Genomic DNA, 16413 nt, shown 5'->3' on the forward strand with positions numbered 1-16413 from the left:
GCTTACTGATTTTTTTCGTAAACCGGTAGCTCTTTACAGATTGCTTCTACTTTAGCACGCACTTCAGCTGCGACTTTTTCATCGCCACGGCTGTCTAGTACGTCACAAATCCAACCTGCCAGCTCACCAGCTTGCGCCTCATCAAAGCCGCGCGTCGTAATTGCTGGGGTACCGATACGGATACCAGAAGTCACAAATGGAGATTTTGGATCGTTTGGTACGGCGTTTTTATTGACCGTGATATGTGCATCACCCAGCCACTTATCCGCTTCTTTACCAGTCAATTCCTGCTTAACTAGGCTGATCAGCATCAGATGGTTTTCGGTGCCACCAGAGATGATTTCGTAGCCACGCTCTTGGATGACTTTTGCCATCGCTTGCGCATTTTTGACCACTTGCTGCTGATAGGTTTTGAAGTTGTCTTCTAGGGCTTCTTTGAATGATACCGCTTTGGCAGCGATTACATGCATCAGCGGGCCACCTTGGTTGCCTGGGAATACGGCAGAGTTGAGCTTTTTCGCCAGCTTTTCGTCACGAGCAAGTATCATACCTGAGCGTGGGCCACGTAAGGTTTTGTGCGTGGTGGTCGTTACCACATCTGCATAAGGTACTGGGTTTGGATAAACACCACCAGCGACGAGGCCAGCCACATGCGCCATATCGACGAGTAAGTAGGCGCCTACTTCGTCAGCGATTTCACGGAAGCGCTGCCAGTCTACAACTTGTGAGTACGCTGAAAAACCAGCGATGATCATCTTAGGCTGGTGCTCTTTTGCCAAACGCTCCACTTCGTCATAATCAATCAGGCCAGTTTCTTCAACCAAGCCGTATTGCACGGCGTTATAGTTGAGACCTGAGAAGTTGATATGGGCACCATGCGTCAAGTGACCACCAGCATCTAAGCTCATGCCAAGGACAGTGTCATTAGCATCTAGTAGGGCCAAAAATACCGCTGAGTTGGCTTGGCTACCTGAGTGCGGCTGGACGTTGACATACTCGGCACCAAACAACTCTTTGGCACGATCGATCGCCAACTGCTCGACCACGTCGACATGCTCACAGCCACCATAATAACGCTTACCGGGATAACCTTCAGCATACTTATTGGTGAGGTCTGTGCCTTGTGCTTCCATAACCGCTTGCGAGCAGTAGTTTTCTGAAGCAATCAGCTCGATGTGGTTTTCTTGACGAACACTTTCGGCTTCCATTGCAGCAGAAAGCTCAGGATCATAATCTTTGATAGATATATCTTTAAACATATTGAGGTCCTATGTATTCACGATGATTAGCAGGGCGCTGTTAGAGGGGGAGAAGCCTAGGCTAGCGTCTCATTCTCAGCAATAGTTTTGATGCTATGTCGCATCCGAGATATCGCTGCAACCAAGTGTAACATGAAACTTTATATTACGAGCGCAAAAAACTCATCTTGTCATGCGGCAATCTGGTTGTTCGATAATCAATGATAATAGCGATACAAAATGATTCATTTGACCCTCTTAACTGACGGCTCATATCCTTTGGCAAAACGCTGGCAAAAAAGTCTCACTGATAATCAGTTTGCGACCATACCAATCATAAAGCGTCTGCCGCTGCCAGCCAGCTGTCGTCTGTAGGATAAAACGCTGGCTTGGCAAGGTCCGCTGGCGCTTAAACATCACATAGCCAATAGGCGTGCCTTTGAGCTGCTGTAAACGCCGTGCCCGCCCCTTTAGACTGGGCAATGGAAAGACGCTTTGCGCCGCTACCCAAGGGCGCTCATCATTACCATAGAGCTGTACGTCACGCACCCATGCCAACATGGGCCGATTGAGCATGGCGCCTTGTACGCCAAGTTGCTTTTTTTGGGCCAAAGACAGCGAGCGATAGCCCTCAAAACGGCGCTCAATTCGTAACGGCTGTCCTGACTTTTGCTCTAGCAGCGCTGTCAGCGAGCCGTCGGCATGCAACCAAGGCCATAACTTAGATGCTGGCGTCGTAGCTAGATCATGAATACAGGTATTAGACATAATAAATGCGTATTAGACATAATAGTGACTGGGCGTAGCGAACAACTAATCAGCGCTCTTAAACGCAGGCATGTTGTCGCTATTGAAAGGCAAAGCGTCATGCGCTTGCTGGCGGTATTGTGCCATATACAGACGATCCTTTGCACAGAAGTCGCTAATCGCTGGTACAAACCGCCCATCATAGATGCGGTGCAACGAGTGGGTCTTGGTCGGTATAAAGCCACGAATCAGCTTATGCTCACCTTGAGTGCCAGGATCAAAATACGTCAAGCCCTGCTCAATGGCAAACTCAATACCCTGATAGTAGCAGAGTTCAAAATGCAAGCTGTCGTACTCACCTAAAGCACCCCAATAGCGACCATAAAGAGTAGCATCTTTACGATGCGCTTTGTCGTACAAAAACAAACTGCTAGCGATAATCTCATCATGCTCATCATAAGCTTGCGCTAAAAACAGATGCTCAGGCATGCTTTGCGCCAGCTTTTTAAAGAAGGCCTCACTTAAGTATGGTCTTTGCCCACGTACCGCATAGGTCATCACGTAACAGTGATAAAACGCTTTCCAGTCTGCATCAGTAATATCTGCGCCACATTTTCGCACGCAGCGGATACCTTGTTTGGCGACTTTTTTGCGTTCAGCACGGATGTTTTTGCGCTTCTTTGCTGTCAGGGTCGTTAAAAAGGCATCAAAGTCAGTAAAGGCTTGCTCATCGGCAAGTAGGTTCTTATTTTGCCACAAAAACTGACAACCCTGTCGCTCCAATATGGGGATATCAATGGCGGTTGGCTCTAAACCATTGTCTTGGGCGGCGAGCGCACGCTCTATATCGATGTCTGTAGGCATAGCAGCCGCAGCCAATGAGGCCAGTTCAGGCGTGACAAACAGCCCGTGCCAACTTGACGCACCCACTTGCTGAGCAATATCGTCCACCCCTGCCATCGCCGTCCGTAAGATATCCGTCGTCAGCGTTTCACCCTCAGCCAACCATAGCCGCTGACCAGTAATCGGCGTGTAAGGCGCACAGGTCACCAGCCTTGGATAATAATCCACCCCATAACGTGCGTAAGCTTCTGCCCAAGCATGATCAAACACAAACTCGCCGCGATGATGGTTTTTTATAAATACGGGTAGCACAGCCACAGGTTGTGTTACTGTCGTTGTTTCAGCTTCTTCAGCTTTTTGTGTACTGTCAGTGGCAGTATAAGCGTCGTTGTTTTGCACATTGTCCGTTGAGCTAGCTGCGACACGATGTACTAAGACAAATATCGGCAACCAACCCGCCTGCTCACCAATCGCCCCTGTATCTGCCAGTGCCTGCCAAAAGTCAAATGCCATAAAAGGGGTATCTGGCGTCTGCCAGGCGCTCAGTTGTTGCCAACTGCTATCATTGAGTAGTGCATACTGTAGTTTCATATTACTCACTATGTCTGATATATAGTGTCTTAGCCTAGCAAACTTTTGCGATGGTGCTGTCACAATTTGCAAAAACTGACAAGCACAGTTGAACCGTTAAGGTTTAATATAAGGTCTGTTGAGCTGCAGCCAAACGGATGACTTAACCAACATAAAAAAATAACATACAAAACTGCAAATGACTTTAGAGGTGATTTTGTTTTTAATGAGCGTACTATAGTCAGGTTGGTATAAAAAAGATACAGCAAGGCTGGGATGAGTTTTTTGCAGCCTCTGTCGGCATAGGCACAGCACGCAAGAAAAATTTATACCAGTCTAGTGTATTACTACAGTGTGTCTATTCTATTTAGTATCGACGATAGGGCGTGTCTTCATTTTAAAAATGGTCATAAAAATGAGATAAATTGCTGTCAGACAAGGAAAATAACGCAGATAATATCGGGATATTAACCAGTTATTTGACGCAGTATGACAAAATTTAGCCATTTTTAGCCCATTTAGATATCATCATTTGAATTGAAGACATGCCCTAGGCAATAAATATATCAAGGAATGACAGCTTATCAAGAAAGCAGCGCATAAAAACCACTGTATGAAGAGCTGACATTATAGGAATGGCCTAAAAAGAGGCTACTTTTGTGGAAAAGGTGATATTGGCGCCAATGACTGGTAGAATAAGGCTGTTATTAGCTTAATATAATTCTAATACATAGGATACGAGCGAAAACAGTATACTTAGTTCATGATATGGGATTGACATTTCAAAAACCATATCAATGAGTTTGCACCAATTAGGTACCTTATCATTGCATAGATTTATTTAGTGATCATTAAGCTTTATCATTCACAACAGACTAGAGGAACAACTATAAATGTCAAAAATTATTTATACCAAAACTGACGAGGCCCCTGCTCTAGCAACCCTTTCATTCTTACCTATTGTTGAAGCTTTTACACAGACAGCCGGAGTCGCTGTTGAAACTAGCGATATTTCTGTCGCAACACGAGTATTGGCTGAGTTTCCAGACTACTTGACCGAAGAGCAGCGTGTTCCAGACAACCTAGCTGAGCTTGGCCGTTTGACCCAAGACCCAAATACCAACATCATCAAACTACCAAATATTAGTGCTTCAGTACAGCAGCTCAAAGCCGTTATCAAGGAGCTGCAAAGCAAAGGCTATGCTTTGCCTGACTTCCCTGAAGACCCAGAAACTGACGAAGAAAAAGAGCTGCGCAAGCGTTATGGCAAAGCCCTAGGTAGTGCGGTCAACCCTGTACTACGTGAAGGTAACTCAGACCGCCGTGCCCCTAAAGCGGTCAAAAACTATGCCCGCAAACACCCACACTCTATGGGTGAGTGGAAACAGTGGTCAAGCACCCATGTCTCACATATGCACGGTGGCGACTTCTACGATGGCGAGCAGTCGATGACTTTGGATAAGGCCCGTACTGTACGTATGGACTTATTGCTTGACGATGGTACGACCAAGGTCTTAAAGCCTGAAATTGCTTTACAAGACAAAGAAGTCATTGATCTTATGGTCATGAGTAAAGAGTCGTTGTTGGAGTTTTATGAGCGTGAAATGGAAGACTGCCGTGAAGCAGGTATCTTATTCTCACTGCACGTAAAAGCCACCATGATGAAGGTGTCACACCCTATCGTCTTTGGACACGCCGTCAGAATTTACTACAAAGACGCCTTCAAAAAACATGGCGAGCTGTTTGATAAGTTAGGTATCAACGTCAACAATGGTATGGCTGACCTATACGACAAGATCTCAACCCTACCTGCCTCGCAGCGTGAAGAGATCGAACAAGACTTGCACGCTTGCCAAGAGCATCGTCCACGTCTGGCCATGGTTGACTCTGCCAAAGGCATCACCAACTTCCACTCTCCAAACGACATCATCGTCGATGCGTCGATGCCTGCTATGATCCGTAATGGCGGTAAAATGTGGGGTGCAGATGGCAAGCTATATGACTGTAAAGCCGTCATGCCTGAATCTACCTTTGCCCGTATTTATCAAGAGATGATTAACTTCTGTAAATGGCATGGTAACTTTGATCCAACCACCATGGGTACGGTTCCGAACGTCGGTCTCATGGCACAAAAAGCCGAAGAGTATGGCTCACACGATAAGACCTTTGAGTCAAGCGACGCAGGTATGGCTCGCATTGTCGACGTTGACACCGACGAAGTATTGCTCGAAAAACGAGTTGAAGAAGGTGATATCTGGCGTATGTGTCAGACTAAAGATGACCCAATTCAAGACTGGGTTAAACTGGCAATACGCCGTGCTCGTGAATCAAATACGCCTGTAATCTTCTGGTTAGACCCATATCGTCCACACGAAAATGAGCTGATCAAAAAGGTTAATATGTACCTAAAAGATCATGACACTGAAGGCTTGCATATCGAGATCATGTCACAGGTTCGCGCTATGCGTTATACTTTAGAGCGTGTTTCTCGTGGTCTTGATACCATCTCTGCTACCGGTAACATCTTACGTGACTACCTAACGGACTTGTTCCCGATTTTAGAGTTAGGAACCAGTGCCAAGATGCTATCAGTGGTACCATTGATGAAAGGTGGCGGTCTGTTTGAAACAGGTGCTGGTGGCTCTGCGCCTAAGCACGTTGAGCAGTTGGTAGAAGAAAACCATTTACGTTGGGATTCTCTTGGTGAGTTCTTGGCCTTGGCCGTCTCTTTAGAGCATCTGGCGGAAAATGACAAAAACACCAAAGCTCAAATATTGGCTGATACTCTCGACAAAGCGACAGAGAAGCTACTGTTAAGTGATAAGTCACCATCTCGTAAAACAGGTGAGCTCGACAACCGTGGCAGTCACTTCTATCTGGCCATGTACTGGGCTGATGAGCTGGCCGCACAAGATCAAGATAGCGAGCTAAAAGAGCAGTTCACGTCATTTGCACAAAAGCTAAAAGACAACGAAGACACCATCGTCAAAGAGATGAATGAAGTTCAAGGTAAATCTATAGACCTCAAGGGCTATTACCATATCGATGAAGAGTTGGCCAAGCAAGTCATGCGCCCGAGTGAGACATTCAACGATACGTTAGCCTCACTATAACTACTGTATAAGTACCTTTTAATGTCATACAAGCTACACTCCAATGGTCTAAGACTGTTGGAGTGTTTTTTATTTCCAGTGGTCTCTATTTGATAAAACATGCCTGATATTTGCTATTGGTACCAAGGCTGGTCATGACTAAATACCAAACTTGCCATGGTTTTTAGTTTTTTATTATTTAAAGCTTGAAACCCTCAGGGTATTGGACTACTGTCTATCAAAACTAATGTGGTATCAGGGTGTATCTCTCATGTCGACCTCAAGCCTTATCTTATTCAATAAGCCATTTGGCGTGCAAAGCCAGTTTCGCAATGACGATCATAATAAGTTTGCGCCATTGGCTGAGTTTTTTTCTGATAAATCGCTGCGGGTTGCAGGTAGGCTTGATGCTACATCAGAAGGACTGCTGATCTTAACCAGTGATGGACGAGTCAATAAAGCCATTACCCACCCACCCAAAGCCAATGCTGGTCATAAACAAGGCAAGACTTATTTAGTACAAGTTGAGGGTATTCCGACTTCTGAACAACTCAGTAAGCTGCAAAAGGGCGTCACTTTAAAAGACGGCAAAACCCTACCTGCCGAAGTCAGACACGTCACTGAAGATGAACTACCAATGCCGCTTTGGCAACGAGATCCACCGATACGTGAGCGCAAAAACGTCCCAGACTCATGGCTGATACTCACTATTTATGAAGGTAAAAATCGGCAAGTTCGGCGTATGACGGCCCATGTCGGCCTACCTTGTCTACGTCTGATTCGCTGGTCAGTAGCAGGGTTTGAGTTAGGCAACTTAGGTGTGGGTGAGTTCGTTCGTATTCACTTAAATCAACAGCGTTGTCAGCAGTTGGGTGTCAGCGTCTAGGGCCTGTCAAACCGTCACTCAAAAGTACCACCTCGAATTGGCTTAGCTTATCTGCTAGTATTTATATATCATCATATATATTGAGCGTTTTATATTCTCAGCTGTCTCTTCTATTACGTATTAAGGACCAATCATGACTTCCTCTTATCGTTTCTCCGTCATCGCTTTTAGCGTAACTGCAGCTTTGGCACTGAGTGCTTGTCAACCACAACCTGAAGACACTGAGCCGGCAGCCACAGAAGAAGTGCAACCATCAGCCAATGTCACTCCTGAGGTCGAGACTCCTGAGACTACCGAGGCAGCTGTGGACATCAATGAAAATGAAGAGGAAACCGTCGTAGCAGACACTGATAGCACCGAGGATAACAGGATTATAGATATGCTCAGTGACTACACGAGAGCCTTGGGCAGAATGCAGGATGAGATGCGTATTGGTATGGGTTATAACGACCCTGACACCGCATTTGCCAAGAGTATGCTTGGGCTACATCGAGGCGCAGTAGATATGGCTCAAATCCAGCTAAAGTACGGTACAGACGAAGAGATGCGCACACTGGCTGAAGACATCATTGAAAATCATCAGAGCAAAATCGACACCATGAGAAGATGGCTTGCCAGCCACCCTGACGCCGCCAGACCCAAGCCGAATACCGAAGCCATGCAGCAAGCCTATGCTGATGATATAGAAGATATGTATGAGGATATGGCAGAAGGTATCACCGCTTCAGTAGCAGATATAGCGTTTGCTCGTAATATGCTATCGCTACATGTGGGCGCTGTAGATATGGCGCTAATACAGCTAAAGTATGGCACAGATGAAGAGATGCGAGACCTTGCCTTGCAAGTCATCGACGCACAGCAGCGCCGCACTCAGACGACAGAGCGCTGGCTGGCAACAAACGATTCTTTAATAGAGTCTAATGAGCAAAATGACTTAGAGGCAGAAAACGAATCAGGGGTTAGTGTCACTGAGCCTGAAGCGCAAGAGAGCAAGGTAGAATAAAAGGTAAGGTAAACAGGAGTACTATCACTCTGTCAACGTCAGCCAAGCATTATGATGACCTGAGAAATATAGTCGGAGTACTTTTAAACCGCTACGGTGTTACCCGCCCTAGATGTAATCAGTGTACTATCTGCGGTCGGTCGCCTTGTAGCGATTTTAAAGTTCCTTGACTATATGGCACAGCTGTGTTTTTTCAGCGACCATTTACACACAATATAAGATATAGAGGTACAGATGTTAATTAGCATTATACGGGCAGGTTTAGGACGCATCATCGCAGGCTTGAATATTCTAACTCAAGGGGCAGCAATGAAACGTACCCCAGAGGTACAAGCTAAAGTGAATGAGGCTTGCAAAGACTTATCTTTGTATCAGTTCCAATTGTGTCCATTTTGCGTCAAAGTACGTCGGCACATGCATAAACTAAACTTACCCATCGAGCTGCGTGATGCCAAAGATAATGCGCAGTTTCGCAGTGAGTTGGCGGAAAATGGCGGAAAGATAAAAGTGCCTTGCTTACGTATCGATGAGGGCGATAACATCAAATGGATGTATGAATCCGATGATATTATCGCCTATCTACAGCAGCGCTTTAGCTGATATATAACCTAAAAGTTGTATCCCTGATTAACTGTTACCTAGTAAAGTCAACAGTCAACCAGTCCTCAAACCCTGACTCTTTTAGCGCTAAACTGATCTTATTTAAACTCGGATTGGCAGATACGCCTGAAGCTGTACTGGTATGTATCTCAAACATCATGAGCTCATCACGGCGAAAAGCATGACAACTCATGGCCCTGTCAGACTTAGCGGCATTTTGTAGTTGTTTTTTGTCGGCTTTGATACCATCAATTGCGACGATAACGTCTTTGGCGGAGAGTCCTGCAGCACTTGCGACGCTATCTCGCAGCACCTTATTGACTCGCAAGCCTGCAGGGGTTTCTTGTACGCTGATACCCCAAGGCAGTGTGCTGTCTTTTTTATCACTATGTATGGCGATGCCATTGGCTTCTAATAGCTGATCAATAGGCAGCACATCAACGCCATTGACATAGCAGCGCTCAAACTCCGCCCACTCTGCTGGCGGCATAAACTGACTGATCACACTGCCCATATCAGCGCTACTGATGCCGATACGTCGTTTATCATTTTGTTTTGCTTGCTCATAAAATGCCTTGACCACATCAAAGAGGCGATAACGACCATCGCTTTTTTGCAGTAGTGTTAAGTCTAAACACAGTGCGACCAATGCCCCTTTATTATAGTAGCTGATGCCTGCATTACCTGTGTTTTCGTCACTACGATACAGTTTAATCCAAGCATCAAAACTCGATTCAGCGACACTTTGATGCGCACGACCGTCGGTCTGATGGTAGCGATTGATTTGCGCTGCCAATAACTTAAGGTAGCTGGCTTGATCGATGACGCCCGATGCTTGCAGCATAAAGTCATCGATGTAAGACGTAAAGCCTTCAAATACCCACAGTAACGGTGTGAAAGCTTCCTTGCGTAAATCAACTGCCATCATGACATCTGGGCGTACCGTCTTGACCCACCAAGCGTGAAAATACTCATGACTACAAAGCCCTAAATAGCGCTGATAATCGCTGCTTGGTATCTGCGGCTCATCATGGCTTGGCAGATCATTGCGCGGAGTGATGAGGCTGGTCGAGTTGATATGCTCAAGACCACCATAGTCATTGCCGCTGGCATAAGTCATAAACGTATAGTCAGCAAATGGTGCATCTTCTAACCAATTAAGATAGGTTTGACAAATTTGGGTGATATCCTGCTGCAGTCGACCCATATTTGCATTGTGTTTACCAGAGATAAAAAAACGATGGCTCAAGGTTTGATGAGCTTTATCTTGAATAATAAAATCAAAGGACTGCTGAGCAGCTATCTCAAATGGATGATCGATCAGTTCATGATAGCTCTCAGCCTGCAGCTGATAGCCGTGTTGCTCTTCACTCTGTAAATGCGTGGCCGCAAGCCCACAAGCAAGTACCACCTCACTACCTTTTGTACTTAAATCTTGCGCTGCTACAAACGCTGTTGGCACCAGCAAGCTCACTTGGACAGGCTGCTCCTCCTGCCCTTCTACCGCTAATGCCAGCGAGGTAAAGTTACCATAAAGACGTGTTTGATCGACATAAGCGGTGCGCACAGATAAATCATAGCAGTAAACTTCATAGTGCACCTTCAACGTCTGCCCTGCTGCAGCCTGTGGCAGCTCCCAAGTGTTCTTATTGACTTTAATCGCCCGCTGCAGAACACCATCGTCAACCGTGCTTTCATCATCAGTATTTTTGTCTTCTAATTGATAATAAACGGCAGTAATATGACGGGCAAATTCACGCATCAAATAGCTGCCAGGTATCCAGGCGGGTAACCATAAGCGAGGCGACGATGTATTTGCAGTAAAGCTGAGGGTAATGTCGACCAAATGCTCATTGAAGCGGCTAAAGTCAAGAATATAGTCAATATCGGCAGTCATAGCGTCGTTGGTCTTAGATTTGGTCATCAGAGTATTGTTCATAGTAGTTACTTTAATTATGTAAGTTTATTGATACAAGTCATATGATTCAGCAAGAATGCTTATTATAATGTCTATACCCATGGTAGAAGGCCTAGCCAAAAAACGCAACTGACACAAAAGCAGCGCTCAAGCGCCTTATTAATAAAAACCTCATTAATATTGATATTTTTTATGATTTTACCTTGAAAGTAATGACATCTATCGCAATTAAAGAGGCTAACTGCTAAAGTTACCCTAATAAACTGATGATAATTGACTAATGATGTGGCTTTTGGCTTGCTGATTGGCTTTTTTAGGTTTATTTCCATCGTATTTAATTTTTTACATAGATATATTTAGGATAATTTATGACCACTATCGCAAAAGACACTGCCGTTACATTCAATTACACGCTTAAAGATGATGAAGGCAACATATTGGACCAGTCTCCAGAAGGTCAGCCATTGGCTTACCTACATGGCCATCAAAACATCATTCCTGGCTTAGAGAAGCAACTAGAAGGCAAATCTGCTGGCGAGAAAGTCAACGCTGTTGTTGAACCTGCTGATGGCTACGGCGAGTATCAAGATCAAGCAGTACAGCAAGTACCTCGTGAAAACTTCCAAGGCGTTGAAGATATCCAGCCTGGTATGCAGTTCCAGTCAGAAGCTGGCGGCCAAGTGATGCTTGTCACTGTAACTGATGTAAATGATGAGGTCGTCACTGTAGATGCCAATCATCCTTTAGCGGGCAAGCGCTTGACTTTTGATGTAGAGATTCAAGAAGTACGTGCAGCGACTGAAGACGAGCTAAACCATGGCCATGTCCATGGCGCTGGCGGTGTTGAGCACTAATTATTGATGATGCATAACGGCTCTTAATCATGTATAACAACTCGTTGTAAGTACATGAACCAAAAAGACCAGTAGCAATGCTACTGGTCTTTTTTATGATGAAGCTAACATCTGCTTCGGCACATTTTTTGTCGTCCAGACATAACAAAACCGTATAGCCATTAGACTACACGGTTTTAGTTACTAACCATCCTTGTTAATGTTACGTCCTATCCAATCCCAAGATATGTCGTAACTGACAGGCATCCAGCCTTATCATCCTTAATCAGCAATCCATCCCTGACGCAATTTATAGCCGACCTATAAATACCAATCCCTAGTATTAACAAACAGTATCGTTAAATTGTGCAGTGGGTATATAATCGCAGATTACCTCATTATTAGTAAGTGGTTGCAGCGTCAATGTATGTAAGCATATGCTTACATAGACTTCATTTCTTACGGTTGCTCTGCTTTTAGCGCCTCTTTTGGGCTGATGACAGGCTCTGCATCAGCACTCAGCATGATATAAGCCGCCTCTTTTACAAACACTTCATCCTCTGGTAGTTGAGGACGCTCATGCAATTTCATCTGACTGCGTTCTTCAAACTTTGCGTCCATCGCCGCTTGATAAGTATCCCAGTCTGCATACGGCTGCTGACCAGTTGCGATACGACGCTTGTTTTCCGCTTCTAAAGTACGCTGTTCGATAAGCGCCATCTTGGCTCGGCGACTGTTGATATCAAGCGCAATGGGTTTTTTGCTGTCTTCCATATCACGAATATCGTTCAATGTCTCTAAGTATACAAACTGTGGGTTTGTCTGTTGGCGAATTTTAGACTGCTGATTCAAGGTCTGAAGGGTGTCTGAGGTAAACTTAGCTTCAGGCTTATAGGCTGCGGTCTTGATGGTATCCCAAGGCAGCGCTTTTTTCTGCGCACGCTCACCAAAAGTAGCATCATCGTAGATATTGACCAGCTCTACATCAGGAACCACGCCCTTATTTTGGGTACTACCACCTGTGATACGATAAAACTTACGCTGAGTCAAAGTAGCAGAGCCTAGCGCCAGATTATCCAACTGAATCTGTGCTGAGCCTTTACCTGTAGTGGTACTGCCTACCACCAACCCTCGGCCATAGTCCTGAATGGCCGCGGCAAATATTTCACTGGCAGAGGCGGATGCTAGGTTGGTCAAAACCACGACTTTGCCATCATACAACTGCTTGCCGCCGTCTTCATCGCTGTACACTTGGACATTCCCACGATTATCACGAATCTGCACCAAGGGGCCATTTTTAATAAACAACCCAAGCATTTTGGCCACCTCATCTAATGAGCCGCCAGGGTTATTGCGTAGATCGACCACCAGCCCATCAATGTTTTGATCATTGAGCTCTTTTAGAGCGCGCTCTGTATCGACGCTGACACTACGATAATCCTCTCCGCTACGGCGTGCTCGATAGTTTAGATAAAAACTGGGTATTTCTAGCACTCCGATACGCTTCGGTGTGGCATCAATATTAGGTCTTTGTACTTCTATAGTGCGGTGGGTGACGCCTGACTCTTCTTGCTCAATGATATCCCGTACGACAGTGACGGTACGGGCGCTCGCCTCTGGTGCATTGGGCTGACGCACTCTAAGTGTGACTGACGTTCCTCGTTTACCACGTATTAGACCGACGATCTCACGGGTCGACCACCCAACCACATCAGTCATGTTTTTACCGTCTTCGGCAATCCCAATAATAAGATCGTTGGGTTTGATCTGACCCGTTTTGGCAGCAGGGCCGCCATCGACTAAAGTAACGATGCGAGTATAGTCTGGGTTTTTGCGATCTGGGCGAATAGATACACCGATGCCCTCTAACTGTAGGCTTGACTGTATCTGCAGTTCTGTCGCCTGAATGGGTGCATAGTAATTGCTGTGTGGATCATAAGTGAGCATGGCAGTATTCAGGATCGTCTCCATGATCTCATCGTCTTTTAGGCGCTTCATCTGTCCTTGCTGGCGTGACAGACGCTTGAGCAGTATCTCGCTTGGCGTGCGCTTATCATCACGTACAAGGTCTTGGCCCAAAGTGATATCAGGGTTGTCTAAAAATATCTTTTCTTTACCCTTTTCGCTTTCTTTGCCTAAAGTAATACTGATCAGCTGAAACTTAAGCTGACGCTCCCAGTAGTCACGTTGCGCCTTTTTGGTCTTGAAATGTCCAAGCTCTTCACGGTCTAAAATAATAGTTTCATCGCTTGTCAGATCTAAGTCTGTTTTTAGCAGCCTTGTGGCCATTTCAAAGTATTCATTTGAGCGCTTGCGATAACGCTCAAAAATATCTACCCCAGCAGACAGGTCTCCACGCTTTAGCCGATTAGCAAAGCCACTGGCATACTTTTCTTTAAACTCATCGACATCAGATTGTAAAAACAAGGTATGGTTTGGGTCTAGGTTGTCGATATACATTGATAGAATATCTCTACCCATCTCTTCATCTAAAGGCTGGTTGAGATAATGACTACGATCTAACAATGCTGCGACTTGCCGAGTGGTCAGCTTTTGCTCAGGCGTCTGTGTAAAACCGTCAGTATTTGAGTTTGCTACCGCTGCACTATAGCTTTGCGTTAAGATAAGACCGGCCACGCCGATTGATGCGACACTAAGTAACCACTGTGCTGGTTGTTTTTTCATCATATATACCTAATTGTTTTAATTTATAAAATATCTAAAATATATGCTTTATAATCCTCACATAGACTATAGCTGATTTTATTATAATTTGCGTTTATTTAGTATGTGTCTCAAACTGTATAAGCAATCTTACACGCCAGCTCTAGTTATACCAAACTTTCTATCGCAGTTTTTATGTTAATGTCATTGGGGCGGGCTTGAACAACTGACATTATAAAATGGCATATAGTCGATACACTCTAAAAATGTCATAGCGCTACTGGGATGCTTTCTGTTCAAGATATAGGGTTGCGCAGCATCGAAGGAACGCAGCACGCAAGTAAAATTTATACCAGTAGCGCGTTTAAATCCATAACAGTTTTACATTCAGCTGACTATAATAGACACATACCTTTCTGGTTTAACAGCAGCATTTATAAGGGTGCAGCGCACTCTAAGGATACCTTCATGTATGGCGTTTTAATGATTGATATCGGTAGTACAGCATTGACTGCTGAAGATGTCAGCTTAATCAAGCAGGCACAAGTGGGCGGTGTGATATTGTTCGCTCGCAACGTCGACGATGCGGCACAAGTGCGCAAGCTTTGCGATGACATTCGTTATTACAATCCTGATATTTTAATCGGTGTCGATCAAGAAGGTGGCCGTGTCGCACGCTTACGCCAAGGCTTTACCAAACTTCCAGCAATGGGTCAGCTTGGCGTATTATTTGATCACAACCCTACTCAAGCATTGAGCAGCGCCTATGACTGTGGTTATCTGATGGCAGCTGAAGTACTGGCGGTCGGTATTGATTTGAGCTTTGCTCCAGTACTCGATAGAGACGGCATCAGTCAGGTCATCGGTGATCGCAGCTTTCATCAAGACCCTAAAGCCATCATCGCTCTAGCCACAGAGTTTATGCGTGGTATGAAAGCCGCTGGCATGGCAACCACAGGCAAACACTTCCCTGGACATGGAGCCATTGCGCCTGACTCACACCTATCAGAAGCCATCGACAGTCGTAGTCTGGATGAGATTTTAGCCAGCGACATGCAGCCCTTTGCGCAGACGCTACCTTGGCTCGATGCTCTGATGCCCGCTCATGTTATCTTTTCACAAGTGGATAATAGGCCCGCTGGGTTTTCTAAGATTTGGCTACAAGACATCATTCGAGAGCAGCTTGAGTTCGATGGGGTATTGTTTTCGGATGATCTATCGATGGCAGGGGCGCAGGCCGCTGGTAATGTCAGTGCACGTGTCAAAGCCGCTATTGAGGCAGGTTGTGACATCGCTTTAGTATGTAATGATCGTATCGCCGCCCATGAAGCCGCTGAAGCTGCGCAGGAATTGCCCTACCCCAATCAAAGCCGTATCAAGACCATGCGTGGCCAGATACCTACATGGCAAGGTGACCTTGAGTCAACCTGTCAGCAGTTTGAGTATTGGCAACAAGCAAAAGACAATGTCATTCAGACTTTTTTTAGTCCTGATTGTGACACCCAAGGTCGTGACAACATGCGCACTGGTACAGAAAATGGCGAAGCTACAGACCCTACTGCCTATAAATAATCCTTTACAAGTCTAAATATCAAAAAGACAGCATCAAAAAGACCACACCCAATCATAGGTGTGGTCTTTTATCATTAACTCTATATACTTAAAATTATCGGTGGTGTTCTAAAAAGTATGCTGGCATCAAACGTAGCCATAATTGACATAAAAGAACACCAGATCAAATACTTTAAAGTGATTATCAAGCTTTTTCGAGAAGCAACAGGTTCTTCTAACGGCTCGACGTAATCGGTGTCTAAGGCGGCAGTTATTACCTTCTATGCCTACGGTATGTTGTTTGCCAACCTGCTTGTTATTTGGCTTAAAGGCAGTTATAAAGCTGTCCCAGTTGTCCATGCTAATAGAGTAATAGCTGACTTTTAGTTGCTTAAGACGTGCTCTTAGCTTCTTAGCCGTTTTTAAGTCGCGTTTACCCCAGACATAAGCGACAATTTCATTAGTAGC

At 45.2% G+C, this 16413-nt stretch carries 12 protein-coding genes; 6 read left to right on the top strand and 6 right to left on the bottom strand.

All coding sequences use genetic code 11. The features are described 5' to 3' along the window. Positions 1-2: 2 nt before the first annotated feature. The 3 genes from glyA to J3492_RS03965 form a co-directional block, all read right to left on the bottom strand. Positions 3-1259 (bottom strand): serine hydroxymethyltransferase, encoded by a 1257-nt coding sequence (glyA, locus tag J3492_RS03955; protein WP_207990111.1) that lies wholly within the window; start codon positions 1257-1259, stop codon positions 3-5. A 249-nt stretch (positions 1260-1508) separates the two neighbouring features. Then, positions 1509-2006, bottom strand: a complete 498-nt coding sequence (locus J3492_RS03960) for a chorismate--pyruvate lyase family protein (RefSeq protein WP_207990113.1) — start codon at positions 2004-2006, stop codon at positions 1509-1511. 45 nt (positions 2007-2051) lie between these two features. Further along, positions 2052-3419 carry a GNAT family N-acetyltransferase gene (locus J3492_RS03965; protein ID WP_207990115.1) on the bottom strand — a complete coding sequence of 456 codons (1368 nt, stop codon included), beginning with the start codon at positions 3417-3419 and terminating at the stop codon, positions 2052-2054. Between the two features lie 872 nt (positions 3420-4291). On the opposite strand from J3492_RS03965, the gene J3492_RS03970 reads away from it, so the two are divergent. The 4 genes from J3492_RS03970 (at position 4292) to J3492_RS03985 (ending at position 8979) form a co-directional block, all read left to right on the top strand. Next, positions 4292-6511: an NADP-dependent isocitrate dehydrogenase gene (locus J3492_RS03970; protein WP_207990117.1), complete on the top strand. Its 2220-nt coding sequence runs from the start codon at positions 4292-4294 to the stop codon at positions 6509-6511. Positions 6512-6761: 250 nt separating this feature from the next. Next, complete coding sequence (locus J3492_RS03975; RefSeq protein ID WP_207990119.1) at positions 6762-7376, top strand: pseudouridine synthase; 615 nt, start codon at positions 6762-6764, stop codon at positions 7374-7376. 133 nt (positions 7377-7509) lie between these two features. Further along, positions 7510-8379, top strand: a complete 870-nt coding sequence (locus tag J3492_RS03980) for a DUF305 domain-containing protein (protein ID WP_207990121.1) — start codon at positions 7510-7512, stop codon at positions 8377-8379. A gap of 234 nt (positions 8380-8613) precedes the next feature. Next, positions 8614-8979: a glutathione S-transferase N-terminal domain-containing protein gene (locus J3492_RS03985; protein WP_207990123.1), complete on the top strand. Its 366-nt coding sequence runs from the start codon at positions 8614-8616 to the stop codon at positions 8977-8979. 34 nt (positions 8980-9013) lie between these two features. On the opposite strand, the gene J3492_RS03990 is transcribed toward J3492_RS03985, so the two are convergent. Further along, positions 9014-10918, bottom strand: coding sequence for a M61 family metallopeptidase (locus tag J3492_RS03990; protein WP_243453086.1), 1905 nt, complete (start codon positions 10916-10918; stop codon positions 9014-9016). 347 nt (positions 10919-11265) lie between these two features. Here J3492_RS03990 and J3492_RS03995 point away from each other — a divergent pair, with 347 nt between their 5' ends. Beyond that, the gene (locus J3492_RS03995; RefSeq protein WP_207990125.1) at positions 11266-11751 is read left to right on the top strand and encodes an FKBP-type peptidyl-prolyl cis-trans isomerase; all 486 of its coding nucleotides are present in this window, start codon (positions 11266-11268) and stop codon (positions 11749-11751) included. 438 nt (positions 11752-12189) lie between these two features. Here the strand turns inward: J3492_RS03995 and J3492_RS04000 are convergent, their stop codons facing one another. After that, positions 12190-14415: a carboxy terminal-processing peptidase gene (locus J3492_RS04000; RefSeq protein WP_207990127.1), complete on the bottom strand. Its 2226-nt coding sequence runs from the start codon at positions 14413-14415 to the stop codon at positions 12190-12192. Between the two features lie 447 nt (positions 14416-14862). Between J3492_RS04000 and nagZ the strand changes: the two genes are divergently transcribed. Further along, positions 14863-15966: a beta-N-acetylhexosaminidase gene (nagZ, locus tag J3492_RS04005; protein WP_207990129.1), complete on the top strand. Its 1104-nt coding sequence runs from the start codon at positions 14863-14865 to the stop codon at positions 15964-15966. A 126-nt stretch (positions 15967-16092) separates the two neighbouring features. On the opposite strand, the gene J3492_RS04010 is transcribed toward nagZ, so the two are convergent. After that, the coding region (locus J3492_RS04010) for an IS1 family transposase (protein ID WP_207990131.1) at positions 16093-16413 on the bottom strand (321 nt) is incomplete at its 5' end.

The sequence above is a fragment of the Psychrobacter coccoides genome, from assembly GCF_017498085.1.
Lineage (GTDB): Bacteria > Pseudomonadota > Gammaproteobacteria > Pseudomonadales > Moraxellaceae > Psychrobacter > Psychrobacter coccoides.

Coding starts and splice junctions, on each gene's coding strand:
- glyA (WP_207990111.1), bottom strand. CDS start 1,259: ATGTTTAAAGATATATCTATCAAAGATTATGATCCTGAGCTTTCTGCT.
- J3492_RS03960 (WP_207990113.1), bottom strand. CDS start 2,006: ATGTCTAATACCTGTATTCATGATCTAGCTACGACGCCAGCATCTAAG.
- J3492_RS03965 (WP_207990115.1), bottom strand. CDS start 3,419: ATGAAACTACAGTATGCACTACTCAATGATAGCAGTTGGCAACAACTG.
- J3492_RS03970 (WP_207990117.1), top strand. CDS start 4,292: ATGTCAAAAATTATTTATACCAAAACTGACGAGGCCCCTGCTCTAGCA.
- J3492_RS03975 (WP_207990119.1), top strand. CDS start 6,762: ATGTCGACCTCAAGCCTTATCTTATTCAATAAGCCATTTGGCGTGCAA.
- J3492_RS03980 (WP_207990121.1), top strand. CDS start 7,510: ATGACTTCCTCTTATCGTTTCTCCGTCATCGCTTTTAGCGTAACTGCA.
- J3492_RS03985 (WP_207990123.1), top strand. CDS start 8,614: ATGTTAATTAGCATTATACGGGCAGGTTTAGGACGCATCATCGCAGGC.
- J3492_RS03990 (WP_243453086.1), bottom strand. CDS start 10,918: ATGAACAATACTCTGATGACCAAATCTAAGACCAACGACGCTATGACT.
- J3492_RS03995 (WP_207990125.1), top strand. CDS start 11,266: ATGACCACTATCGCAAAAGACACTGCCGTTACATTCAATTACACGCTT.
- J3492_RS04000 (WP_207990127.1), bottom strand. CDS start 14,415: ATGAAAAAACAACCAGCACAGTGGTTACTTAGTGTCGCATCAATCGGC.
- nagZ (WP_207990129.1), top strand. CDS start 14,863: ATGTATGGCGTTTTAATGATTGATATCGGTAGTACAGCATTGACTGCT.